The organism is Buttiauxella sp. BIGb0471 (assembly GCF_024807715.1).
GTDB lineage: Bacteria > Pseudomonadota > Gammaproteobacteria > Enterobacterales > Enterobacteriaceae > Buttiauxella > Buttiauxella agrestis.
In genome coordinates this window covers 810,523-833,966 of record NZ_JANUEU010000001.1, presented here as the reverse complement: position 1 = coordinate 833,966, position 23,444 = coordinate 810,523, and the positions used below count along the sequence as shown (strand labels likewise).

Sequence of the window (23,444 nt, the reverse complement as noted above, 5' to 3'; positions counted from 1 at the left end):
GTTTTGCCGCCCGCAGGCGGCAAATTCATTATAGAACGCGGGTGGTCAAACTACGATCGGCAAAACTGACTTCCAGTTCATCGCCGCTATTAAGTGGCCCAACCCCTTCCGGGGTGCCGGTAAGGATCACATCGCCCGCTCGCAAAGTGAAGAACCGGCTCATGTAGGCAATGAGCGGCACGATCTTGTGGATCATGTCAGAAGTAGAGCCTTGCTGGCGGACTTCGCCATTGATCTTTAAGGCTATCGGAGAGTTTTGCGGATCACCTTTAAATTCACTGGCAGGAATAAAACCTGAAATGGGGCAAGAGTTATCGAAGCCTTTTGCCTTTTCCCAAGGCTGCCCTGCTTTTTTCAGTTTACCTTGCAAGTCGCGCAACGTCAGGTCCAGCGCCACTCCATATCCCGCAATGGCCTTAGTAACGTGATCTTCAGTGGCCTGTCGCAGGGTAGAACCAATCAGAATCGCCAGTTCAACTTCGTGATGCACTGAACCAAAATCTTGTGGCAGTACCAGCGGCTGGCGAATATCACACAGCGCACTTTCAGGTTTAATAAACAATACGGGTTCATCGGGCGTTGCACTGCCCATCTCTTTGATATGTTTTGCGTAGTTACTGCCTACGCACACTACTTTGCTGACCGGAAAATCCAGCAGCGCGCCCTGCCAGTTATGATGCTGATACATGCCTTTCCTCTGCGTCGTTGTGTTAACTACATTTGATACTAGAGAAAAAAATCCCGACTGAATACTGATGAGTATCAGTTATTGTGCGATTGCATCGGCCATAGTCGCGATGCTTATCGCAAAGTAGTAAGAGCGGTTCCAGTGCATAATCGTGCGGAAGTTGTTGTAGACAAGGAATGAGCGCCCCAGGTTGTCGTCAGGCGTGATGACCCAGGCTTTTTGCGAAGATGCTGGTTGTTTGACACCTTCTTCAAATTTGACGCCTAGTTTTTCCCACTGGCTAACCGTTTTGCCCTGCCCCGTTTTTGTGCCTGCTAATGTGCTGTCAAAATCCACAGGCAAAATGACTGCCGTTCCCCAATCCCCTCCGGCTCTCCAGCCTTCGGTTTTCAGGTAATTCGCGGTTGAGGCGAAAACGTCGCTGGTGTTTGTCCAGATATCTATTTTCCCGTCGCCGTCTCCGTCTGCGCCATAACGCAGATACGAACTCGGCATAAACTGGTTCTGCCCCATCGCGCCCGCCCAGGAGCCTTTTAGTTCATCAACCGTAATATGCCCCTGGTCGAGAATCTTTAATGATGACATTAATTCTTTGGTGAAGAACGCCTCACGCCGCCCCTCAAATGCCAGTGTGGCCAGCGCAGAAACGATGTCCTCCTTGCCCTGGATTTCACCGAAATGACTTTCCATTGCCCACAGCGCAACGATGTACTGGCTCTGTACGCCGGTACGGCTGCTTATCGCGCTTAATTCATTTTGATGTTGCTTGAATTGCTCACGCGCCTGTTGAATTTTTTCCGGCGTGATCACTCGCGCCAGGTATTCATCAAGCATAATTTTCTTTTCGAGCTGGTTCTGGTCTGATTTTATGACCCGATCAACAAAATGTGCATTCGCGAACGCGTTGTTGATGGTGTTTTCGCTGATTCCCTGAACTCTCGCCTGGGCTTTGAGTGTTTCGAGATAGGCGGGAAACTCGTCGGGGTTACGCCCTTCTTGTGCAAGCGTTGGGGCCGCAGGCTTTGCCTCAGATTGCCCCACAACCGGTGCGTTTACAGGTGATTGCGTCTGCGCACTGACAGAAGTCGCGCTGAAAGAGGTGAGCATAAAGGTGATGACTGTTAAACAAATTGCTGGAGTATTCATCATTTTCCCCGGGTTATTTGTTGTAAATATCATCTACCTTTATGTATAGAGAAGATTTGGCGCTAGTCCTAAAGTTATTTTTTCGGACTATTTTCCAGGTGAATTTTTAACAAACTTTCTGGCGGCGGCGGTAACTGTAAATAATAGCCATCATCTTTGAGTGCTTGTTTCACTTTTTCAAAATCAGCATTGGCCAGTTTTTTAGTCCCATCAAGCGGTAATATCATCGCCAATTGAGGTACACCAAAACCTTTCATCAATTCTTCCGGCACGCGAGAGAAATCGTCTTTTTTTTCGACATAAAGATATGTCTGGTCACGTTTACTACTTCTGTAGATCACACAAAACATTTTTTTTACTCTATTTTCGCCAGATGGTGGCTTGCCTGAATATACCTGTGACTATAACATGCCAGATGTACTTCGGAATATCGTCCCACACCGGTGGGGATTAAAACTGAATTGAGTAAGGGCAGGATGTCAAACACGCCGATCGAGTTAAAAGGCAGCAGTTTTACCTTATCAGTGCTTCACTTACATGACGCACAACCCGAGGTGATTCTCCAGGCCCTTCAGGACAAAGTTTCTCAGGCTCCAGCCTTTCTGAAAAATGCACCGGTGGTGGTGAATGTTGCCGGCCTTGATGGTTCAGTAAACTGGAAGAAAATCCAGCAAGCCGTGGTTTCTTCGGGTTTACGCGTCGTAGGGATTAGTGGCTGTAAAGACGAAGCGTTGAAGAAAGAAATTGAACGCGCCGGCTTACCGCTTCTGACTGAAGGGAAAGAAAAAAATTCACGTACGAAGGCCGCGCCTGTTGAGGTTGCGCCCTCCGTCGAGCCAGTTGTTAACCCTGTCACAAAAACGCGTTTGATTGATACCCCGGTTCGTTCCGGTCAGCGCATTTATGCACCAAACTGTGATTTGATTATCACCAATCACGTCAGTGCCGGTGCAGAACTTATCGCTGATGGTAATATTCATGTTTACGGCATGATGCGTGGCCGTGCTCTGGCGGGTGCCAGTGGCGATCGTGATGCACAAATATTCTGTACAAATCTTGCTGCTGAGTTGGTCTCAATAGCGGGTGAATACTGGCTGAGTGAGCAAATACCAGCCGATTATTATGGGAAAGCGGCGCGCCTGAGTCTGGCGAGTGGTGCTCTCTCCGTTCAACCTTTGAATTAAGCCCTTTTAACAAGGAATTCCTTTATGGCACGCATTATTGTTGTTACATCGGGTAAAGGGGGCGTCGGTAAGACCACGTCCAGCGCGGCCATCGCTACGGGTTTGGCCCAGAAGGGAAGAAAAACCGTCGTTATCGATTTTGATATTGGCCTGCGTAACCTGGATTTAATTATGGGCTGCGAGCGTCGCGTGGTTTATGACTTCGTGAACGTTATTCAAGGCGATGCCACATTAAACCAGGCGTTAATCAGAGATAAACGCACTGAGCAGCTTTATATTCTGCCCGCTTCTCAGACCCGCGATAAAGACGCCCTTACCCGCGAAGGCGTGGCGAAGGTGCTTGAAGACCTGAAAAATATGGACTTCGAATTTATCGTTTGCGATTCCCCTGCGGGCATCGAAACTGGCGCGCTAATGGCGCTCTACTTTGCTGATGAAGCGGTTATCACCACTAACCCTGAAGTTTCCTCAGTACGCGACTCTGACCGTATTCTTGGGATTCTTTCTTCTAAATCGCGCCGCGCCGAAAACGGTGAAGCACCGATTAAAGAACACCTGTTGTTAACTCGCTACAACCCAGGCCGTGTAAACCGCGGTGACATGCTAAGCATGGAAGATGTGCTGGAAATCCTGCGCATTCCTCTGGTTGGCGTGATTCCTGAAGATCAATCTGTGCTGCGTGCTTCAAACCAGGGTGAGCCGGTCATTCTTGACCAGGAGGCTGATGCCGGTAAAGCGTATGCAGATACTGTTGAGCGCCTGCTTGGCGAAGATCGCCCTTTCCGCTTCATTGAAGAAGAGAAGAAAGGCTTCCTCAAACGCCTGTTCGGAGGATAAGTTATGGCATTACTAGACTTTTTTCTCTCACGGAAAAAGAACACCGCCAACATCGCAAAAGAACGCCTGCAAATCATTGTTGCAGAACGCCGCCGTGGTGATAGTGAACCGCACTATTTGCCGCAATTAAAACGCGATATTCTGGAAGTGATTTGCAAATATGTCAAAATCGATCCGGAGATGTTAACCGTCGTTCTCGATCAAAAAGATGATGATATTTCTGTTCTGGAACTTAACGTAACGTTACCAGAGACGCAGGAAGCAACAACAAAATCTGCGTAATGGTTGTTCGCATAATAAACCCCCTGGAAATATCGAGGGGGTTTATTTATTTTTACGCTAACACACTTCTTAATACAGACTATTCTTAAAGGTTAATTTCTCTATTCCATTATTACAGAAGCTAATACTGTAATTATTCCCAGTAACCTTTTAGTCAATATTAAAAATCAGCCAATAACGTTTTTAGCGATTCGCCCATAAGACGACCACGCCAGCCAACGATTAATTCTGGTTGCGTTGATTGCGTTTTTAATTTCCAGTGCCAGTTTAGCAACTGATTAATTTGTCTACGCGACGCCAGTAATTCAGCACTTAAGCCGCTGGTTTCACTCACCTGCTGCACCAGAGCTTTAATCGCTTTAAAGACACGACGATAACCCGGCATATCAACAAGATTGCTTAGCGGCTCGGGTAATTCCTCGTCCGACAAAGCCTGCGCTTCCACCACCATTGCCAATAGCGATTTGCCGTGGAAACGAATTTCACTGCCGCTCAGGCCCAGGTGCTCAAGCTCACCCAATGAACCCGGCATATAACGTGCGACCTGCCAGAGATGTTCTTCGCGCACCACGAAATTAACCGCCATATCGCGTTCACGCGCTTTACGCAGACGCCAGGATGCCAGTTTCTTCAGGCACGCCAACTGACGCGTTCTAAGCTGCCAGGCATTGCCGATTTCGCGCCAGGCTTCTTCTGGGTCCAGAACATCCTGACGACGTGCAGCCATCAAATTGCACTCGTCCAGCGCAGCATCCATCCAACCCGCCGCTTTTGTCTCTTCCATCAGTTTATGCGCGATAGGCAGCAAATAGAGCACGTCTGCGGCAGCGTATTCACACTGGCGTTCAGTGAGCGGGCGCGCAATCCAGTCGGTACGAGATTCGCTTTTATCCAGTGCAATACCGGTAAACGATTCGACGATGGTCGCAAAACCGCACGAAAGCGGACGTCCACTGAAAGCAGCCAGAATCTGCGTATCAATAAATGGATCGGGCAACATACCAAAAGCATTAAGGAACACTTCCAGATCTTCGCTGCCAGCATGCAGGAATTTAATCACCGCGGTGTCTTGCAACAACGCTTTGAACGGCGACCAGTCGGTGATTGTCAGCGGGTCGATAAGCGAAGCGGTTTCGCTATCGTAAAGCTGAATCAAGCCCAGTTGCGGGTAATAGGTGCGAGTGCGCACAAATTCGGTATCCAGCGCGACGGCTGAAAATTGACGAGCCGCTTCGCAAACGCGGACAAGGGCTTCATCGGTCGTAATCATTTGGTAAGTCAAATTCAGTTCTCATAGGTTTGCGCCCATAAAAAACGCCGGCGAACCGGCGTTAGGGCGACTGACTCGGAGCTCAGGCGTTATTGTTGCCTTTACTGACCGATTCGTCACGTAGTTCTCGTCGTAATATTTTACCTACGTTCGATTTTGGTAGTTCTTCGCGGAACTCCACCAGCTTCGGCACTTTGTAACCGGTGAGGTGGCGGCGACAAAATACCACCAGCGCTTCTTCGGTCAACGACGCATCTTTCTTCACAACAAAGATTTTTACCGCTTCACCGGATGCGCCGCTCGGCACGCCAACTGCCGCGACTTCTAATACACCGCTGTGCTGCATAACCACATCTTCGATTTCGTTCGGATAGACGTTAAAACCGGAAACCAGAATCATATCTTTCTTGCGGTCGACGATGCGCATAAAGCCCTCTTCGTCCATCACCGCGATATCACCGGTGCGCAGCCAGCCATCTTGCAGAATTTGATCGGTTGCATCCGGGCGCTGCCAGTAACCCAGCATCACCTGCGGCCCTTTCACGCACAGCTCACCCGGTTCACCTGCAGGAACCTCTTCGCCTTCGTCATCAATCAGTTTCACTTCCGTGGATGGCACCGGCAAGCCAATGCTCCCGCTGTGGTAATCCATATCATGTGGATTGGCACTGACTAACGGTGCGCATTCAGTCAGGCCGTAACCTTCGAGCAGGAAACGTCCGGTGAGTTTTTCCCAGCGTTCCGCAACAGCATGCTGCACTGGCATTCCGCCACCCGCCGAAAGATGCAGGCTTGAGAAATCGAGCTGCTGGAATTCTTTGTTATTGAGCAGCGCATTGAAGAGCGTGTTAACACCCGTCATCGCGGTAAACGGATATTTCGCTAACTCTTTCACCAGCCCCGGGATATCACGCGGGTTAGTGATCAGCAAGTTCTGGCCACCAAGCTCAATAAACAGCAGGCAGTTCATGGTCAGCGCGAAGATGTGATAGAGCGGTAATGCGGTGACCACCAGCTCTTTTCGCTCATACAGCAGCGGGCTATAGGCCGCGCGGACTTGCTCAAGGTTCGCCAGCATGTTGCGATGCGTCAGCATCGCCCCTTTCGCCACGCCAGTCGTACCGCCGGTATATTGCAAGAACGCGAGATCGTTATTAATAATCTCCGGCTTGATGTACTGAAGACGATAGCCGTGTTGCAACGCGCTACGGAATGAAATGGCATCCGGCAGATGGTATTTCGGCACCAGACGTTTGATGTATTTAACCACGAAGTTGACCAACGTCCCTTTCGCCGCAGAAAGCTGATCGCCCATACGCGTCAAAATAACGTGCTTCACCTGGGTTTTATCAACGACTTTTTCCAGGGTATGCGCGAAGTTCGAAACAATCACAATCGCGCTGGCACCGCTGTCGTTGAGCTGATGCTCAAGCTCGCGTGGCGTATACAGTGGGTTAACGTTCACCACCACCATTCCCGCACGCAAAATGCCAAACAACGCGACCGGATATTGCAATAAATTGGGCATCATTAACGCAACACGGTCGCCTTTTTGCAGGCCCAGACCCTGTTGCAAATAAGCAGCAAATGCGCGGCTCCGCTCTTCCAGTTTGCGGAACGTCATCACTTCGCCCATGTTCATAAATGCAGGCTGATCGGCGTAACGCGCCGTCGCTTGCTCAAACATATCTACCAGGGACTGATAACGGTCAGGATTTATCTCAGCCGCAACATCGGCTGGGTAGCGGTTAAGCCAAACCTTCTTCAAGGATCCACCTCTGAATTTATTATTCGTCGTCATCACAACCCCAATATAGAAACACGCCGTTAACATAATATTAACTCAGCGTACCAGTTTATTAATTAGACTGATTTAAGGTTGCGAAGCACATCACTAATTATTTTTATTCCATGACAAAATGAAGAGGCAGCGGACATGCCGCTGCCTCTTCATTTCGGTAAAACACGTTATTACTCAGTTACGATAGTCTGCACCTGCGCAGGGCCTGGATTATACCATCCGCCGCCCCACATGCCGCCGTAACCATAGCGGCCTCGATAGGGATATGGCCCGCCCCAGAACCACGGGTCAATCGGTTGAGGTGGCATCACCACTTGCTGGGTGACACGCCAGCGTTTATAGCCGTTCACCTGCATCACCATAAATTTATACGGTGTTTCGCCTACCTTGCCTTCAACTGTGCCGGTAATTGGGCCGACCACTGTGACCAACTGCCCACGGAAATCGACCGGATCCAGGAAGCCATTCACATCTGCGTAAATGCGCCCTTTCGATGGCTCACCCAATTGTGGACGAGCACCTTCGTCGAGGTTCACGGTCGCAATTTCCAGACGCGTAATTCCTTTTCTGTTATCGATGTTGACCACTCGCCCGCCGAAACGCGCTTCCTGCCCGACGTAAAGCTGAGGTGCATTCATCACCCGCACTAAATCTTGTTGCGGTGTCGCACTCGTGCCTTTAATGGCATCGGGGACTGTGACACAACCGCTGAGCATCACGACGGCAGCTACTGCCATTAAACGGGTAACAATCCTGACATGTAAACCAGACATATCCTTTCTCCTTAACGCCGTATCGGCCTCACGAGCGTTGTGAACTATTCTCTGCCTGGAAGTTTCTTCCATGTCACTTCGTTACGCAGATATACCGGTTCGGCATGTTCTACCGCCACCGTACAACCATCATTTAATGCCTGAATTGCCAGAGGCAACATATCTTCAGCCGCAGGAAGAGTCACTTCGCCATCACGGATGACCAGTTCACTTCCCTGCGCCATATCCGGCCAGGCTTGCCAACCTGTACCGACTGTAGCCCATTCCCCCTGAAGTTGTTTCAATCGCTCGGCAACCGCTTCAGGTTTTAAGACTGCTTCTGTTTCTTCACCGTGCCACACGCCGTTTTCATCGCGCTGGTATTCAGCCCAGTAGACTTCACCCATTCGCGCATCAATTGCGGCCAGTACACGGGTTGCACCCGTCATTCGCCAGGCACCTTGCGCCATGGTAGCCAGAGTCGAAATACCAATCATCGGTAATTCAGCACCCAGAGCCAGCCCTTGAGCAATGCCAATGCCAATGCGCACACCGGTAAAACTACCTGGGCCACGGCCATAAGCAAGCGCATTCAATGCGGTCAGACCAACGCCACCTTCATTGAGGATGTCACGCACCAGCGGAAGAATACGTTGCGTGTGTTCGCGTGGGCAGAGTTCAAAATGGGCGCTAGACTTCCCTTCGTTATACAGGGCAACTGAACAAGCTTCTGTCGCAGTGTCGATGGCTAAAATTCGCATGGTATTGCCAACCTCTGGCGGGAAAATAGGGTCAAAAATCGGCGCGCATCATACCATAGTCTGGCACAAATTACTGCTCCGGTCGGAACTTAAGGAACTCAACTGCCCGATTGATATCGCGCGTGCGCGGCGTCGCTGGCAGGCTGTTAAGGAACACGGCGCCGTACGGACGCATCACCAGTCGGTTATCGCAAATGACCAGCACGCCCCGGTCATCGACATCGCGGATTAAGCGCCCCACGCCCTGTTTTAGGGTGATCACGGCATCCGGAAGTTGCACGTCATCAAACGGTTCCCCGCCACGCAAACGACAATCTTCCATACGCGCTTTGAGTAAGGGATCCTCCGGCGAGGTAAACGGCAGTTTATCGATTATCACTAATGAAAGTGCATCACCACGCACGTCCACCCCTTCCCAGAAACTACTGGTCGCCACCAACAGAGCATTTCCCGCATCGACAAATTGCTGCAACAACTGGCCTTTGCTGGTTTCACCTTGCAGCAAAACCGGTAAGGTCATCGTGGCGCGAAATTGCTCGGCCAGATCGCGCATCATGGCGTGGGAAGTACACAGCATAAAGCAGCGGCCATTGTTGGCTTCAATCAACGGCTTAAGCAATTTTGCCAGGTGCTTACCTGCGGCGGGTTGGTTGGGTGTCGGTAAGCCGCGCGGTACACACAGCAACGCCTGAGTGGCGTAATCAAACGGGCTGGCTAGCAGCAGAGTTTCTGCATTATCAATACCGAGACGGTCGGTAAAGTGGCTGAGTTTGTCGTTAACCGAAAGTGTTGCGGAGGTGAAAATCCAGGTGCCTGCTTTTTCACTAATCACTTCTTTGAATTTATCAGCGACAGATAGCGGCGTTAACGCCAGCGTGAAATTGCGCGAATTGCATTCATACCAGTAGCTGTAGCCCGGCGTGTCGACTTCTTTCAGGCGTTTGATTCGCCCGCGTAAAATCACCGTCCGTTCAAAAGCTGCATCAAGCAAAGCGGAACGACCCAGCGACATTTTCGCCACGTCATAACAAAGCTCAAGCGCATCATCGAGCAATAACAATGCGCGTTGGATAGACGGTTCGGCTAACAGTTCGCGCAGATTGCCGCGATAACCCGGGTCGCCGAGTTTCAGCCTGAAATCCTGAGTGCTTTGTGCCAGACGGTCGGCACTTTTCTGTAATTGCTGGGCGTCACGGACTTCGGTGCGATAAGCAATCGAAATATCTTTGGCGATGTCGAGCAGTTGTCGGCTCGATACCGATTGCCCAAAATACTGGCTGGCGATATCCGGGATTTGATGCGCTTCATCGAAAATCATCACTTCCGCTTCGGGAATGAGTTCACCGAAACCGCCCTCTTTCACCACCATATCAGCCAAAAAGAGATGGTGATTGACCACGATGACGTCAGAGTCCATGGCTTTTTTACGCGCTTTTACTACAAAGCAGTCTTTATAAAGCGGGCAGTCTTGCCCCAGGCAGTTATCATTGGTGCTGGTGACTAATGGCCAAACGTTAGAATCTTCCGCCACGCTGGTGCAGGTACTGATATCACCATCCACGGTTTCAATCGCCCAACCGCGCAACTTAACGATCTCACTTAGCGTCTGGACCTGGAGATCACCGCCTGCCAGCGCGTTTTGCTCTAAACGCTCGAGACACAGATAGTTGGAACGCCCTTTGAGCAGAGCCAACCGCCCTTTGAAATCCAGTGCTTTGGCAACGGTGGGTAAATCACGCGAAAAAAGCTGATCCTGCAAAGCCTTTGAACCCGTTGAAATAATGACTTTTTTGCCTGAGCGCAGAGCCGGAGCCAGATACGCATAGGTTTTACCGGTCCCGGTTCCCGCTTCCACCACCAGCTCACGCCCGGAAGCGATAGCTCTGGTGACGGCTTCTGCCATCTGGCGCTGCGGTTCACGCGGTTTAAAACCAGTTATCGCCGTGGCGAGTTGGCCGTCTGCTGCAAAATCGTCTGTCACAATACCCCCTGGGTTTATTGACAGTATTATGTCAGCCTGAGCGGTGTTAATCCAGCAAGCCTGTGGAAGCGCCCGGCGGATTGTGGCAGTCTGTGCCTCGATAATATGTACCCTGAATAGGAAACAGTGATGAGTATTTTGCGTATAAAACCTGAAGCGCGTTGGTCTGATGCGGTCATCCATAACCACACCCTTTATTACACCGGTGTGCCAGAAAACCTGGATGCGGATGCTTACGAACAAACCGCCAATACCCTGGCGCAAATCGACACGGTGCTTCTTGAGCAAGGCAGTGATAAAAGCAAAATCCTTGATGCCACTATTTTCCTGCCAGAAGGCAGTGATTTTGCAGCCATGAATAAAGCATGGGATGAGTGGGTCGTCGCGGGTCATGCGCCGGTACGTTGTACCGTTCAGGCAAAATTGATGAACCCGCGTTACAAAGTAGAAATTAAGATTATCGCAGCAGTTTAAATTGGCGTGGGCTACTGCCCACGTCACTTATCGTCATCATTCTCTTCATAATGATCGACGTATCTTTCTTCATCGTCGTTACTTTCGTTTTCTTCATCGCTTTCAGCGTCACCAACATCGTCATCTTCAAAGCGAACCGCAACCATTTCACCGGTGTGAGTGGCACGAATTTCGGCCGCGACAAGCGTAATGGCTTCCCCACTGCTCATTCCGTTGGCCATCAGTTCCTGAATTCTCTCGACTGCTTTCTGCTGCTGCTCATGGGATAATGAGGGTAATCCTGCAAACATTTTCGACTCCTGTTACATTGCCTGGGTTAATTATTTCACGCTGCTGTCGGGGTTTCCAGAGGGTTTCCTGGTCTGGCAGGGCTATCTGTCTATTTTCTAGTTGTGGTTTATGACGTTGCAAACTCTAACTTATCAAACTTTGCCGTGGCATCCGGATGCTGTTCAACAGACTTTCAGAGCGTTGGCACATCAACCCTGGGCCATGCTGCTGCATTCCGGCTTCGCTGACCATCCGCATAATCGTTTTGATATTCTGGCAGCGGATCCTGTCGCAACGTTGGTCACACGCGGTGTGGAAACCACAATTTGCAAAGCAGGTGCGCAGTCAGCGCATCATGGTTGTCCGCTAAAATTGTTACAGCACACGCTGGACCGTTTCGGTTATCAGCCCGCAACACACGCGGACTTGCCCTTTTTAGGGGGAGCACTGGGTTTGTTCGGTTACGACCTCGGACGTCATTTTGAAAAATTGCCTGAATATGCGCAGGCTGAACTCACTACACCGGACATGGCGGTGGGTATTTATGACTGGGCACTTATTGCTGACCATCATTTAAAAATGCTCACGCTGGTTTGCTGGGGAGACAATTCAGCCCGACTCAACTGGCTTGAGTCTCAGGTTCCCATCGCAAACGAGCCGTTCCATCTGACCAGCGCATGGCAGTCCAATATGACCCGCGAGCAGTATGGACTTAAATTCCGTCAGGTACAGGAATATCTCAAAAGCGGCGACTGCTATCAGGTCAACCTCGCGCAACGTTTTCATGCCAGTTATGAAGGCGATGAGTGGCAAGCGTTCGAGCGACTGAACGCGGCGAACCGCGCGCCGTTCAGTGCCTTTATTCGTTTACCTGAAAGCGCCGTTTTGAGCCTGTCGCCAGAGCGATTTATTCTGCTTGAAGACAAGATGATCCAGACGCGCCCGATAAAAGGCACGCTGCCGCGTCTTGAAGACCCCGTTGCCGATGCACAGCAGGCTGAAAAACTGGCAAATTCACCGAAAGATCGTGCTGAAAACCTGATGATTGTGGATTTATTGCGCAATGATATTGGTCGCGTTGCCGTGCCCGGCAGCGTAAAAGTCCCGGAACTGTTTGTCGTGGAACCCTTCCCGGCGGTGCATCATCTGGTCAGCACGATCACCGCGCAGTTGCCTGCGCATTTACAGGCGACAGATCTGCTGAGAGCGTGTTTCCCTGGCGGTTCGATTACTGGCGCGCCGAAAGTACGAGCGATGGAAGTGATTGAAGAACTGGAGCCTCAGCGCCGCAACGCATGGTGTGGAAGCATTGGCTATCTGAGCTTCTGCGGCAATATGGACACCAGTATTACTATCCGAACGCTCACCGCTGAAGGGGGGAAATTATATTGCTCCGCAGGTGGCGGCATTGTGGCCGATAGTGTTGAATCTGCGGAATATCAGGAAACTTTTGATAAAGTTAATCGTATCTTGCCGCAACTAGAGAGTTGAAGTGATGTCTGGTTCGTCCCTGAGCATGAATGATTTTTTATCCCGTTTTCAGCTGCTGCAACCGCCTGTCACCCGCGTGAGCGGTAACAAACGCCAGGCCGCAGTGTTGATCCCTATCGTGCGTCGTCCACAGCCCGGACTTCTGCTGACACAGCGCTCGGCGCTGATGCGCAAACATGCGGGGCAAGTTGCTTTCCCAGGCGGCGCGGTGGACGACACCGACGAGTCTTTGATTGCTGCGGCATTGCGCGAAGCCTGGGAAGAAGTCGCTATCTCGCCAGACAGCGTCGAAGTGATTGGCACACTCCCACCTGTGGATAGCGTCACGGGATTTCAGGTCACGCCCGTCGTGGGCATCATCCCTCCCAATTTACCGTATCAAGCCAGTGAAGACGAAGTGGCCGCCGTGTTTGAAATGCCGTTAATGGAAGCATTAACTCTTGGGCGTTACCATCCGCTGGATATTCACCGCCGTGGCAATGCCCACCGCGTCTGGCTTTCCTGGTATCAACATTACTTTGTCTGGGGGATGACGGCCGGAATTATCCGTGAGTTAGCTTTACAGATAGGTGTGGAACCCTGATCACTCTTTAATCCTGCGAAACCAGCTATATTTAGCAGAGTGTCTCGTTGTGGTTTCATTCCCATACAGATGAAATGGGTAATGAATTGATGGATACCGCTGCCGCCGACCGCCCTGGAAACGCACTCTACAGGCCGGATTAGTCAAGCTACGGTTAACCATTAGTTTAATTCATGTGAATAGTTTACCACGGTGACCAATAAATTTTTAAACTAGCCAGCTGCGATTTTGCAGCAGCAAATTTTATTTAGCCGGTGTCCTGAAAGGAGTTTTAGCGTGATTAGCATATTCGACATGTTCAAGGTAGGCATTGGGCCATCCAGTTCCCATACCGTCGGTCCAATGAAGGCCGGTAAGTTATTTGTCGATGACCTGGTCGAAAAAGAATTACTGGAAATGACGACCCGTATCAGTGTCGACGTTTACGGTTCTCTCTCTCTGACAGGCAAAGGGCACCATACCGATATTGCTATTATCATGGGTCTTGCAGGTAACGAACCTGCTACCGTTGATATCGACTCTATCCCGGCGTTTATTCGTGATGTAGAAACTCGTAACCGCTTGTGGCTTGCCCAGGGTCGTCATGAAGTCGATTTCCCGAAAGACTCCGGCATGTGTTTCCGCAATGACAACCTGTCTCTGCATGAAAATGGCATGACCATCCACGCCTTTAATGGCGAGCAAGAGATCTACAGAAAGACCTATTATTCCATCGGCGGCGGTTTTATCGTTGATGAAGAAAACTTCGGCAAAGATGCCGCTAACGAAATTGTCGTACCTTACTCATTCAATTCCGCCGAAGAGATGCTCAACCATTGTAAAGAGACAGGCATGTCCCTTTCTGGCGTGATTATGCAGAACGAGCTGGCTCTGCACAGCCGTAAAGAAATCGAAGAGTATTTTGCTAACGTCTGGCAAACCATGCGTGCCTGTATCGATCGCGGTGTGAATACCGAAGGCGTGCTGCCTGGCCCATTGCGTGTGCCGCGCCGCGCCTCCGCGCTGCGTCGTATGCTGGTTTCAAGCGATAAACTGTCCCACGACCCGATGAACGTGATTGACTGGGTAAACATGTTTGCTCTGGCGGTTAACGAAGAAAACGCTGCGGGCGGACGTGTTGTCACCGCCCCGACTAACGGCGCGTGCGGAATTGTTCCGGCTGTTCTGGCTTACTATGACCACTTTATCGAGTCGGTAAGCCCGGATACCTATATTCGTTACTTCCTCGCCTCCGGTGCGATTGGTGCGCTTTATAAAATGAACGCGTCAATTTCGGGTGCTGAAGTGGGCTGCCAGGGTGAAGTCGGCGTGGCCTGTTCTATGGCTGCCGCAGGGCTTGCTGAGATTCTCGGCGCGAGTCCGGAGCAAGTTTGTGTTGCAGCGGAAATCGGCATGGAACACAACCTTGGCTTGACCTGTGACCCGGTCGCAGGCCAGGTTCAGGTGCCATGTATCGAACGTAACGCCATTGCGTCGGTTAAAGCGATTAACGCCACCCGTATGGCGATGCGCCGCACCAGCGAGCCGCGTGTTTCTCTCGATAAAGTGATTGAAACCATGTACGAAACTGGCAAAGACATGAACTCCAAATACCGTGAAACTTCACGTGGCGGCCTGGCCATCAAGGTTCAGTGTTACTAACCGTCCAGTGTGACTCATCCCCTTCCGGCCCTCTGCAAAGAGGGCCGTTTTTATATCTACCACGGGTAATTCTGGCACTGCTGACGAAGCGCTAATAAAAACTGGCGCGCTGTTGCCGTCAAATCAGACTTCTGCGACCAGATGACGCAATATTGCGCCGACGGAAGCGTGGTGATTGGCAACACGGTTAGCCGGTCCTGCAAAAATAGCGGCGTGCTCATCGCTCTGGCGACAATCGTCAGATAATCCGAATGCAACACCATATTCAGTCCGCAAATCACAGAATCTGTGCGAATCGGCGCTTCATGCATCTGACCATAAAATTCGTTCAGTTCATCCTGAAGCTGTTGGTAATAGCCAATATTCGCCTCAGGCAATAACCATTTCGCCTTTCTCAATTGTGCAAGCGAAGTGGCATCGGCCAGCGGATGATCCCGCCGGGCAATCACACAAAATGGCGCGCTAAAAAGCGGTTCGACCATCACATCTTCAGGCACTTTAGCCGGATTAATGGTGCCTATCGCTAAATCCAGTTCCCCCTGCTGCAACAGAGGAAGTAAGGTCGCCAGTTGCCCTTCTTTGATATGCAAACTGGCCTGCGGCAATCGCGATTTGAAACTGTCTGCCACCGCGGGAAACACACTTAGCGCGATCAGTGAAGAAAAACCAATATTCAACTTGCCCTGGGAAAAGTGGTTAATTTGCTCCACTTCTTCGGCGGCACGTTGCAACTCCTCCAGAATCCACTCAGCACGACGGGCAAATGCCTCTCCCGCTTCCGTTAAGGTGATGCCTTCGTTACCGCGTAAAAAAAGTTGTGCAGATAAAACTTGCTCCAGCTCTCGTAACGTGCGGCTTACTGCGGGCTGAGACTGCCCCATGACCCTCGCTGCTCCGCGAATGCTGCGGCTGCGTACCACCTGCCTGAAAACATGTAGTTGCTGCATTTTCGGTAAATATTTCATTCGCACCCCCTATCAACAAAAAGCATCACCCCAAACAAAATTGCATCTTTTGCCGGATTACCCGCACTGCTTATATAGATATCAACGTTTGTTGTCTGAACCGGGGCAACTAGCCCACTGGGACGGAATTCCGCATAAGGGTCCGCATAATGAAAAAGAATCACTCTTTGATGATTTTCCTGTTATTTCTGGGCTATGTCATTGTCTATATAGATAAAACGGTGATGGGCTTCGCATTATTGCCCATCGAAAAAGAGTTTGGTGTTTCAACTCAACAACTGGGTTACATCACTGGCATTTTCTTTCTGTCTTATTCGCTGTTTCAAATTCCCGCAGGCTGGCTGAATGACCGCATCGGTTTTCGTACCATGCTGGTTGCTTCACTTTGCCTGCTCGGCGGGTTTGCCTTGTGCTTTGGTGTGTTGGGATTAAGTTTTGGCATGTTGATCGTGTTCCGCTTTCTCTCCGGGATTGGCCATTCAGGCTATCCGTGCTCCTGCGCCAAAGCCGTCGTGACTAATTTCAGCATTGAGAAAAGGACTTTTGCACAGTCAATTCTGCTGTCATCGGCAGGACTTGCGATGACAATCGGCCCGATGGTGGCGGTCAGTGCCTTGACGCATATCGGCTGGCGAGGTTCGTTCGCGGGTTTAGGTTTGCTGGCGTGCGCCGTCGCGATTGTTATTTTTATGCTGGTACAAAAACCGCCTGTTGCAGCCAAAAAGGCATCTACCGTCAGTTACCGCACGCTGCTCAAAAACCCAACCGTGGTTCTTCTGTTTGTCTCTATTTTCTGCATCAATATTCCAAGCTATGGCCTGATGGCGTGGCTGCCTAAGTTTTTAGTCCAGCAACGCCATATGCCACTTGAAACCTCGGGTCTGGTTATTGCGGCAGGTGGTTTAGGGATTTGGATTTCCTCGCTGGGAACCGGTTGGTTGGTCGGCAAGTATTTCCAGGGCCGCGAACCGTTAGTGATTGTCGCCTGCGCCATTGCCAGCGCTCTGTGCATCTTCACGATTTACCACATGGCTTCCCCGATAGCGGCCAGCGTGTTCCTGTTTTTAGGTCAGGTCTTTTTAATGGGCAGTTTTGTTACCGCCTTCACCCTACCAATGAAACGGTTGCCGGTCGAAACCATGGGAGCGGCGATTGGCCTGATTAACACGGGCGGTACGCTGGGCGGATTCGTCTCGCCGATTGTGATGGGTTATCTGATTGGCATCAGCCAGGACTACTACACCACTTTTATCTTCTTATCTTTGTCGATGATTTGTGCCGCACTTGCCGTCATACCGCTGATGGCAAAGAAAACCGCGCTAAACACAGTGACCGAATAACGGAGCCATTATGACTTTCAATATTGATATTCTGACCGAAGAAGTTGCCCATGATGTGTCTCGCTGGCGCCAGCATATTCATGCGAATCCTGATCTGTCCTTCCAGGAAATGGCCACCGCAGATTACATTGCCGCTGAGCTTGCAAGCTTTGGTCATCTTGAATTACGGCGCTTAACCTCTAACAGTGTGGTCGCCGAATTACGCGGGAAACATCCTGGCCCGGTGTGGGCGCTACGGGCAGATATTGACGCGCTTCCTCTTCAGGAAGAGAGCGGTGAAACCTTCTCCTCATGTAAGCCTGGCGTGATGCACGCCTGTGGACATGACGCGCATAGCGCCATGTTAATGGGCGCGGCAAAAGTGCTTTGCCATTTCCAGGAGCAGCTCAACGGATCGGTGCGCTTTATTTTTCAGCATGCCGAAGAAGTGCCGCCGGGTGGCGCGCAGGAACTGGTGAATCTGGGCGTATTAGAAAATGTGGAATACATTTTCGGCCTGCATGTCATGCCCGATAAACCCACTCAAACCCTGTCATTAAAAGAAGGCGTGTTCAGCGCGTCGAGTGATAATTTCGATATTGTTATCACCGGGAAAGGTGGGCACGGATCAATGCCCCATTTGTGCGTTGACCCGATTGTTATCGGGGCCGAAATCGTAAGCGCTTTGCAGCAAATCGTCGCACGCAAACTGGACCCACTTCACGCGCCAGTTTTAACCATCGCCACCTTCCAGTCGGGCGAAAGTTACAACGTCATCCCCAATAGCGCCCGCCTTGCAGGCACATTGCGTACGCACAATCAGCAGGTTCGTGAGTTAGTTCCTCAACTGATGCAGCAAGTGATTGCCGGAATCGTTGCCGCTCATGGCGCCAGCTTTGAAATTGAGTGGCAACCAGGTTATGCGGTCGGTAATAACCATCCCGAGGCGTGTGAAATTGCGCGCAATGTGATTCAACAACATTTCCCGGAACAGACGCTGCAAACGGTGACAACACCGCTATTTGGCAGCGAGGATTTCTCGTCTTATCAGCAACATGTTCCCGGCTGTTTTATTTTCGTAGGATGTCGAAACCCCGAAAAAGGTGCCGTGTGGAATGTCCACAACCCTCATTTCCTGTTAGATGAAGATGCGATGAAAGTGGGCATTAAAACGCATCTCAGCCTAATTAGCCCGCTTATCGTGAGTTAGTGTACCGGGCAACACGTATTAATCGGTGCTGCCCGGTCACGATAAAGCATGATTTTCACAACGTAAGTCTAATCCCCCACTACACTTTGTATGTTCTGCGTGCCGATTTCGGTCGCGGTTACATACAAGGTGCAAACAGAATGCAGACGGCTCAACGCATTTTAAGAGGTTATCGCCGCAGGCGTTTAATTGTCTGTGTTGCGTTAGCTGTTCTGGCACTCTTCCTGACTCTCAGCGCCCGCTACGTTTCCGAGCGCAACGTAAATGAACAGCGGATGCAGGCGTTTAATCAACGTGTCATTAGCACGCTGGAAAGTATTCTTGTCCCACTCGAGCAGGCCAATAAAGATGTCATGCCGTTAGTGGGAATGTCCTGCCAGGCCGCGCAGTTAAAAATGCGCGAGCATGCCGCGCGCTTGCAAACGGTGCGATCTATCGGACTGATTAAGGACGACATTCTTTATTGCTCAAGCATTTTTGGTGCGCGGGCCGTGCCGATTAACCTGCTGCAACCCCGACTTCCCTCCGCGCAGCCGCTGTTATTTCTTACAATCGACCATTCATTATTGAAAGGAACGCCGATTTTATTATCCTGGATCCCGCTGGCAAACAGTCGCCACGATGGTGTGATGCAGATAATCAATATTGAGTTGCTGACCGGATTAATTCTTGAACCTGAGCGCCCGTGGGTATCACGCGCAATATTGAATGTTTCAGATTCGCATCTTGAATATGGCAAAGGATTATTGCAGAGAATTAGTGTGGATGAAGGACAGGTTAGCCATGAAATGGCTTCTGAAAAATTCGCGTTTTCCGTCACCACTATTGGCCCTGCAGCAGGCGCGATGGCATTAGGCAACTTGCCGACACAACTCCCACTGGCGCTGATCCTCAGTATGCTGATCGGTTACATCGCCTGGCTGGCGACAGCCAATCGCATGAGTTTTTCATGGGAAATTAATGTTGGATTGGCCTCACATGAATTTGAGGTATTTTGTCAGCCACTAATGAGCGCCCGAAATTTGCAGTGTGTCGGGGTAGAACTGCTGCTGCGATGGCATAATCCGCGTCAGGGATGGATCTCGCCAGATGTGTTTATTCCCCTTGCTGAACAGCAAAATTTAATCGCCCCGTTGACCCGTTTTGTCCTTGAGGAAACGATTCGTCAAATCGATATTTTCCCAAAATCACGTGACTTCCACATTGGTATTAACGTCGCCGCCAGCCATTTTCATGAAGGTGAGATTATCACCGATCTTCGCCGCCATTGGTTCCCGGCGCAACCCATTCAAAAGCTGACATTAGAGTTAACCGAGCGCGACGCTTTACCGGATGTCGATCACCGCGTAGTCCGTGACTTGCACCGGATGGGGGTGGATTTGGCCATTGATGATTTCGGCACCGGGCAGAGTTCCCTGGCGTATCTGGAAACGCTAAATCCTAATGTGCTGAAAATTGATAAGTCGTTTACGGCGGCGATTGGCACAGATGCGGTTAACTCAACGGTCACTGACATCATCATTGCGCTGGCACAACGACTGGGAATTGATTTGGTGGCGGAGGGAGTAGAAACGCAGCAGCAGGCAGAATATCTGCGCCGCCGCGGCGTGAATGTTTTACAGGGTTATTTATTTGCGAGACCAATGCCATTGAGCGAGTTTCCGCGTTGGCTGAGGGGGAATAACACTCCCCCTCAGCGACGTAAAGGACACCCGGTGCCGATTATCCCGCTACGCTAAATCACTCTTCTTCGTCTTCATGTTCAGAGCGTTCTTTTTCCACGCGGACCAGGTCCACACGGTAATCATTGGCTTCAACAATCTGGATTCGAAGCGGAGCAATTTCAATGATGTCGCCCACTTTCGGGATTTGACCATTTACCGCAATAACAAGACCCGCAATCGATGCGATATTTTCGTCATCGTCAACCAGGGTATTGATATCCAGGTGCTGCTGAATCGCATGCAGGTCAGTTGAACCTTTCACCAGCCAACCGTCGCCATCGCGGACGATTTCTGGCGTTTCGTCAGCATCAGGGAACTCACCGGCAATCGCTTCAAGAACATCCAGCGGCGTGACCAGACCCTGCACCACACCAAACTCGTTGTTCACAATCACGAAGCTGCCGCGAGCACGACGCAACACACCTAACAGGTTGATAGGGTCCAGCGTTTCAGGCACCACAATCGCTGGTGATTGTGCCGCAATGGCGGCTACATCACCGTTATTTTCCAGCGCCACCAGCAACTCTTTAGCACGTACGATACCGATGATTTCATCAAGTTCGCCCCGGCAAACCGGGAACAAACTGTGTGGTGATTCCAGTAATTGCTCACGGATTTCAGCCTTCGATTTATCGGCATCAACCCAGGAAATCTCACCGCGTGGCGTCATGATGCTGCGCAGCGAACGAGAAGCCAGCGTCAGCACGCCGTTAATCATATAACGTTCTTCTTCAGCAAAAGATTCTGCTTCAATTGGCGTTATCGTCTTGTGGTCTTCATGTTGATTTTGCGGACGCGCCTGGCGTTTGCCGTTCATCAGGCGCAAAATCGCATCAGCCGTACGGGCGCGCAGCGGCACATTCGACTGATGGCGGATAAAGTTGCGACGCGCAATCTGGTTGAAGAACTCGATGATTATCGAGAAACCAATCGCAGCGTACAAATAGCCCTTAGGAATATGGAAGCCGAAGCCTTCTGCTACCAGACTCAGACCAATCATCAATAAGAAGCTCAGGCACAGCACCACTACCGTCGGGTGTTGGTTAACAAAGTTCGTTAACGGTTTTGATGCCAACAGCATCACACCCATTGCGATAACCACCGCCGCCATCATCACTGGCAGATGGTTGACCATCCCCACTGCGGTAATGACCGCATCCAATGAGAACACCGCATCCAATACCACAATCTGCAATACCACGACCCAGAAACTGGCGTAGCCCTTACCGTGCCCGTCATCGTGCTGGCGATTTTCCAGCCGTTCGTGCAGCTCTGTTGTCGCTTTAAACAGCAAGAACAGACCACCAAAGAGCATGATGAGGTCGCGACCGGAGAAGGTCAGATTTGCAACGGTAAACAGCGGCTGGGTGAGCGTCACCATCCATGAGATTAATGACAGCAGACCAAGTCGCATTATCAAAGCAAGGGATAAACCAATAAGTCTGGCTTTATCACGTTGTTTTGGTGGCAGTTTATCCGCAAGAATGGCAATGAATACCAGGTTATCAATACCCAGCACGATTTCCAGCACAATCAGCGTCAGTAAACCCACCCAAATCTGGGGATCCATTAAGAGTTCCATGACAAGCTCCTGCTTTGGGAATAACTAAGCGGCATCACGCTTAACGCGGACGCAGAGAGTAGTGTTGAGATATTTATAAGGCGTGAAACGCCATTGTGATGGGCTGAACATTCAGACCTGAGATTGAAAAGACGTCGGTGACGGTCCATACGGTGGGCTACTGCCCCTTACTCCTTAGTAATTAAACGAGAAGCAAACAATATCAGAGCAAAATACCCTTTTGCAAAGATTTACCTGATTTTGCAATTTTTCTGTCATTGACCTCGTTCATTATTTACCCGGCGAATCATTAAGTTGTTAGCAAAGCTAAATTACGGATCTTCATCACATAAAATATTTTTTTCACTGACTAAAATAAATCCGTCTTAAGTTACACATCTTTACTCATACCGTTATCTGAATCGATTCGCTTGAGAAACGGATAATCTACAAAACACCTATTAAGGGTGTGGCTATACCAACACAGGAGGTAGCAAGTGACTATTGCTATTGTCATAGGCACGCATGGCTGGGCAGCAGAACAATTGCTGAAAACCGCAGAAATGCTATTGGGCGAACAAGAAAACGTTGGCTGGATAGATTTCGTTCCCGGTGAAAACGCCGAAACTCTAATCGAGAAGTACAACGCTCAACTGGCAAACCTGAACACCGACAAAGGTGTGCTGTTTCTCGTCGATACCTGGGGCGGAAGCCCGTTCAATGCGGCGAGCCGTATTGTCGTCGATAAAGAGCATTACGAGGTCGTCGCCGGGGTCAATATTCCGATGCTAGTTGAAACCTTGATGGCCCGTGATGATAACCCTTCGTTTGATGAGTTAGTGGCACTCGCTGTTGAAACAGGCCGTGAAGGGGTGAAAGCCCTGAAAGCTAAACCTGTTGAAAAGGCTGAACCCGTTGCGCCAGTTGCTGCACCTAAAGCCGCAGCACCGCTCAAGCCAATGGGTCCAAATGACTATATGAATATCGGTCTTGCGCGTATCGATGACCGTTTAATTCATGGCCAGGTCGCAACCCGCTGGACCAAAGAAACCAACGTAACACGCATTATTGTCGTCAGTGATGAAGTGGCAGCTGATACCGTGCGTAAAACACTGTTGACGCAAGTGGCTCCTCCAGGTGTCACGGCTCACGTCGTTGATGTCGCTAAAATGATCCGCGTGTGGAATAACCCGAAATATGCAGGCGACCGTGTGATGCTGCTGTTCACCAACCCAACCGACGTCGAACGCGTCGTAGAAGGTGGTGTGAATATCAAGTCAGTGAACATCGGTGGTATGGCGTTCCGTCAGGGTAAAACCCAGGTGAACAACGCGATTTCTGTCGATGAAAAAGATATCGAAGCCTTTAAGAAACTGAACGAGCGCGGCATTGAGCTGGAAGCGCGTAAAGTTTCTACCGATCAAAAATTGAAAATGATGGATCTGATCGCGAAGGTGAAAAGCTAATTACGCAGGTAATTTGCTCAATCAACGTTTTGCACAGT

Annotated in this window: 21 protein-coding genes and 1 pseudogene; 11 read left to right on the top strand and 11 right to left on the bottom strand. The window is 50.4% G+C overall.

Annotation, left to right across the window (positions count from 1 at the left end; translation table 11 throughout):
* Positions 1 to 28: 28 nt before the first annotated feature.
* The 3 genes from M2371_RS03930 to M2371_RS03920 all read right to left on the bottom strand — a co-directional run bounded on the left by M2371_RS03930 (position 29) and on the right by M2371_RS03920 (position 2,184).
* Entirely contained in the window at positions 29 to 688 is a 660-nt protein-coding gene (locus M2371_RS03930) for a fumarylacetoacetate hydrolase family protein (RefSeq protein ID WP_034495908.1), read from the bottom strand.
* A gap of 78 nt (positions 689 to 766) precedes the next feature.
* Positions 767 to 1,837 carry a lytic transglycosylase domain-containing protein gene (locus tag M2371_RS03925; RefSeq protein ID WP_259266935.1) on the bottom strand — a complete coding sequence of 357 codons (1,071 nt, stop codon included), beginning with the start codon at positions 1,835 to 1,837 and terminating at the stop codon, positions 767 to 769.
* Between the two features lie 71 nt (positions 1,838 to 1,908).
* Positions 1,909 to 2,184 carry a YcgL domain-containing protein gene (locus M2371_RS03920; RefSeq protein WP_259266934.1) on the bottom strand — a complete coding sequence of 92 codons (276 nt, stop codon included), beginning with the start codon at positions 2,182 to 2,184 and terminating at the stop codon, positions 1,909 to 1,911.
* A 126-nt stretch (positions 2,185 to 2,310) separates the two neighbouring features.
* On the opposite strand from M2371_RS03920, the gene minC reads away from it, so the two are divergent.
* Genes minC through minE form a run of 3 tightly spaced genes read left to right on the top strand, consistent with a single transcriptional unit; the run spans position 2,311 to position 4,137 of the window.
* Positions 2,311 to 3,018: a septum site-determining protein MinC gene (gene minC, locus M2371_RS03915; protein WP_172893926.1), complete on the top strand. Its 708-nt coding sequence runs from the start codon at positions 2,311 to 2,313 to the stop codon at positions 3,016 to 3,018.
* Between the two features lie 24 nt (positions 3,019 to 3,042).
* Positions 3,043 to 3,855, top strand: a complete 813-nt coding sequence (minD, locus tag M2371_RS03910; protein WP_034495914.1) for a septum site-determining protein MinD — start codon at positions 3,043 to 3,045, stop codon at positions 3,853 to 3,855.
* A gap of 3 nt (positions 3,856 to 3,858) precedes the next feature.
* Positions 3,859 to 4,137 carry a cell division topological specificity factor MinE gene (gene minE / locus M2371_RS03905; protein ID WP_034455225.1) on the top strand — a complete coding sequence of 93 codons (279 nt, stop codon included), beginning with the start codon at positions 3,859 to 3,861 and terminating at the stop codon, positions 4,135 to 4,137.
* A gap of 160 nt (positions 4,138 to 4,297) precedes the next feature.
* Here minE and rnd read toward each other — a convergent pair whose 3' ends face one another.
* The 5 genes from rnd to M2371_RS03880 form a co-directional block, all read right to left on the bottom strand.
* Positions 4,298 to 5,407 (bottom strand): ribonuclease D, encoded by a 1,110-nt coding sequence (gene rnd, locus M2371_RS03900; protein ID WP_259266933.1) that lies wholly within the window; start codon positions 5,405 to 5,407, stop codon positions 4,298 to 4,300.
* An 82-nt stretch (positions 5,408 to 5,489) separates the two neighbouring features.
* On the bottom strand, positions 5,490 to 7,175 hold the full coding sequence (gene fadD / locus M2371_RS03895; RefSeq protein WP_259266932.1) for a long-chain-fatty-acid--CoA ligase FadD: 1,686 nt from the start codon (positions 7,173 to 7,175) through the stop codon (positions 5,490 to 5,492).
* A 203-nt stretch (positions 7,176 to 7,378) separates the two neighbouring features.
* Positions 7,379 to 7,945: a Slp family lipoprotein gene (locus M2371_RS03890; protein WP_115631818.1), complete on the bottom strand. Its 567-nt coding sequence runs from the start codon at positions 7,943 to 7,945 to the stop codon at positions 7,379 to 7,381.
* An 80-nt stretch (positions 7,946 to 8,025) separates the two neighbouring features.
* Positions 8,026 to 8,721 carry a tRNA (adenosine(37)-N6)-threonylcarbamoyltransferase complex dimerization subunit type 1 TsaB gene (gene tsaB, locus M2371_RS03885; protein WP_034495921.1) on the bottom strand — a complete coding sequence of 232 codons (696 nt, stop codon included), beginning with the start codon at positions 8,719 to 8,721 and terminating at the stop codon, positions 8,026 to 8,028.
* 70 nt (positions 8,722 to 8,791) lie between these two features.
* The gene (locus M2371_RS03880; RefSeq protein WP_259266931.1) at positions 8,792 to 10,702 is read right to left on the bottom strand and encodes an ATP-dependent DNA helicase; all 1,911 of its coding nucleotides are present in this window, start codon (positions 10,700 to 10,702) and stop codon (positions 8,792 to 8,794) included.
* Between the two features lie 129 nt (positions 10,703 to 10,831).
* Here M2371_RS03880 and M2371_RS03875 point away from each other — a divergent pair, with 129 nt between their 5' ends.
* Entirely contained in the window at positions 10,832 to 11,176 is a 345-nt protein-coding gene (locus M2371_RS03875; RefSeq protein WP_172893921.1) for a RidA family protein, read from the top strand.
* Positions 11,177 to 11,292: 116 nt separating this feature from the next.
* Here M2371_RS03875 and M2371_RS03870 read toward each other — a convergent pair.
* A pseudogene (locus M2371_RS03870) lies at positions 11,293 to 11,466 on the bottom strand (YoaH family protein); the annotation flags it as partial.
* Positions 11,467 to 11,575: 109 nt separating this feature from the next.
* Here M2371_RS03870 and pabB point away from each other — a divergent pair.
* The 3 genes from pabB (at position 11,576) to sdaA (ending at position 15,161) form a co-directional block, all read left to right on the top strand.
* On the top strand, positions 11,576 to 12,937 hold the full coding sequence (gene pabB / locus M2371_RS03865; protein WP_259266930.1) for an aminodeoxychorismate synthase component 1: 1,362 nt from the start codon (positions 11,576 to 11,578) through the stop codon (positions 12,935 to 12,937).
* A gap of 4 nt (positions 12,938 to 12,941) precedes the next feature.
* Complete coding sequence (locus M2371_RS03860) at positions 12,942 to 13,520, top strand: CoA pyrophosphatase (RefSeq protein ID WP_172893918.1); 579 nt, start codon at positions 12,942 to 12,944, stop codon at positions 13,518 to 13,520.
* Positions 13,521 to 13,796: 276 nt separating this feature from the next.
* Complete coding sequence (gene sdaA / locus M2371_RS03855) at positions 13,797 to 15,161, top strand: L-serine ammonia-lyase (RefSeq protein ID WP_259266929.1); 1,365 nt, start codon at positions 13,797 to 13,799, stop codon at positions 15,159 to 15,161.
* 56 nt (positions 15,162 to 15,217) lie between these two features.
* Here sdaA and M2371_RS03850 read toward each other — a convergent pair whose 3' ends face one another.
* A complete protein-coding gene (locus M2371_RS03850; protein ID WP_259266928.1) occupies positions 15,218 to 16,126 on the bottom strand; it encodes a LysR substrate-binding domain-containing protein in 909 nt (302 codons plus the stop codon).
* A 149-nt stretch (positions 16,127 to 16,275) separates the two neighbouring features.
* Here M2371_RS03850 and M2371_RS03845 point away from each other — a divergent pair, with 149 nt between their 5' ends.
* The 3 genes from M2371_RS03845 (at position 16,276) to M2371_RS03835 (ending at position 20,394) form a co-directional block, all read left to right on the top strand.
* Positions 16,276 to 17,466, top strand: coding sequence for an MFS transporter (locus M2371_RS03845; protein WP_259266927.1), 1,191 nt, complete (start codon positions 16,276 to 16,278; stop codon positions 17,464 to 17,466).
* Between the two features lie 10 nt (positions 17,467 to 17,476).
* Complete coding sequence (locus tag M2371_RS03840) at positions 17,477 to 18,655, top strand: amidohydrolase (RefSeq protein ID WP_259266926.1); 1,179 nt, start codon at positions 17,477 to 17,479, stop codon at positions 18,653 to 18,655.
* Positions 18,656 to 18,795: 140 nt separating this feature from the next.
* The gene (locus M2371_RS03835; protein ID WP_259266925.1) at positions 18,796 to 20,394 is read left to right on the top strand and encodes an EAL domain-containing protein; all 1,599 of its coding nucleotides are present in this window, start codon (positions 18,796 to 18,798) and stop codon (positions 20,392 to 20,394) included.
* A 1-nt stretch (position 20,395) separates the two neighbouring features.
* Here M2371_RS03835 and yoaE read toward each other — a convergent pair whose 3' ends face one another.
* Positions 20,396 to 21,961 carry a CNNM family cation transport protein YoaE gene (gene yoaE / locus M2371_RS03830; protein WP_259266924.1) on the bottom strand — a complete coding sequence of 522 codons (1,566 nt, stop codon included), beginning with the start codon at positions 21,959 to 21,961 and terminating at the stop codon, positions 20,396 to 20,398.
* 476 nt (positions 21,962 to 22,437) lie between these two features.
* Here yoaE and manX point away from each other — a divergent pair, with 476 nt between their 5' ends.
* A complete protein-coding gene (manX, locus tag M2371_RS03825; protein ID WP_034495940.1) occupies positions 22,438 to 23,406 on the top strand; it encodes a PTS mannose transporter subunit IIAB in 969 nt (322 codons plus the stop codon).
* Positions 23,407 to 23,444: the final 38 nt, after the last annotated feature.

Coding starts and splice junctions, on each gene's coding strand:
- M2371_RS03845 (WP_259266927.1), top strand. CDS start 16,276: ATGAAAAAGAATCACTCTTTGATGATTTTCCTGTTATTTCTGGGCTAT.
- rnd (WP_259266933.1), bottom strand. CDS start 5,407: ATGATTACGACCGATGAAGCCCTTGTCCGCGTTTGCGAAGCGGCTCGT.
- M2371_RS03840 (WP_259266926.1), top strand. CDS start 17,477: ATGACTTTCAATATTGATATTCTGACCGAAGAAGTTGCCCATGATGTG.
- minD (WP_034495914.1), top strand. CDS start 3,043: ATGGCACGCATTATTGTTGTTACATCGGGTAAAGGGGGCGTCGGTAAG.
- M2371_RS03890 (WP_115631818.1), bottom strand. CDS start 7,945: ATGGCAGTAGCTGCCGTCGTGATGCTCAGCGGTTGTGTCACAGTCCCC.
- M2371_RS03920 (WP_259266934.1), bottom strand. CDS start 2,184: ATGTTTTGTGTGATCTACAGAAGTAGTAAACGTGACCAGACATATCTT.
- M2371_RS03925 (WP_259266935.1), bottom strand. CDS start 1,837: ATGATGAATACTCCAGCAATTTGTTTAACAGTCATCACCTTTATGCTC.
- M2371_RS03930 (WP_034495908.1), bottom strand. CDS start 688: ATGTATCAGCATCATAACTGGCAGGGCGCGCTGCTGGATTTTCCGGTC.
- minC (WP_172893926.1), top strand. CDS start 2,311: ATGTCAAACACGCCGATCGAGTTAAAAGGCAGCAGTTTTACCTTATCA.
- M2371_RS03860 (WP_172893918.1), top strand. CDS start 12,942: ATGTCTGGTTCGTCCCTGAGCATGAATGATTTTTTATCCCGTTTTCAG.
- pabB (WP_259266930.1), top strand. CDS start 11,576: ATGACGTTGCAAACTCTAACTTATCAAACTTTGCCGTGGCATCCGGAT.
- M2371_RS03850 (WP_259266928.1), bottom strand. CDS start 16,126: ATGAAATATTTACCGAAAATGCAGCAACTACATGTTTTCAGGCAGGTG.
- M2371_RS03875 (WP_172893921.1), top strand. CDS start 10,832: ATGAGTATTTTGCGTATAAAACCTGAAGCGCGTTGGTCTGATGCGGTC.
- minE (WP_034455225.1), top strand. CDS start 3,859: ATGGCATTACTAGACTTTTTTCTCTCACGGAAAAAGAACACCGCCAAC.
- tsaB (WP_034495921.1), bottom strand. CDS start 8,721: ATGCGAATTTTAGCCATCGACACTGCGACAGAAGCTTGTTCAGTTGCC.
- yoaE (WP_259266924.1), bottom strand. CDS start 21,961: ATGGAACTCTTAATGGATCCCCAGATTTGGGTGGGTTTACTGACGCTG.
- M2371_RS03835 (WP_259266925.1), top strand. CDS start 18,796: ATGCAGACGGCTCAACGCATTTTAAGAGGTTATCGCCGCAGGCGTTTA.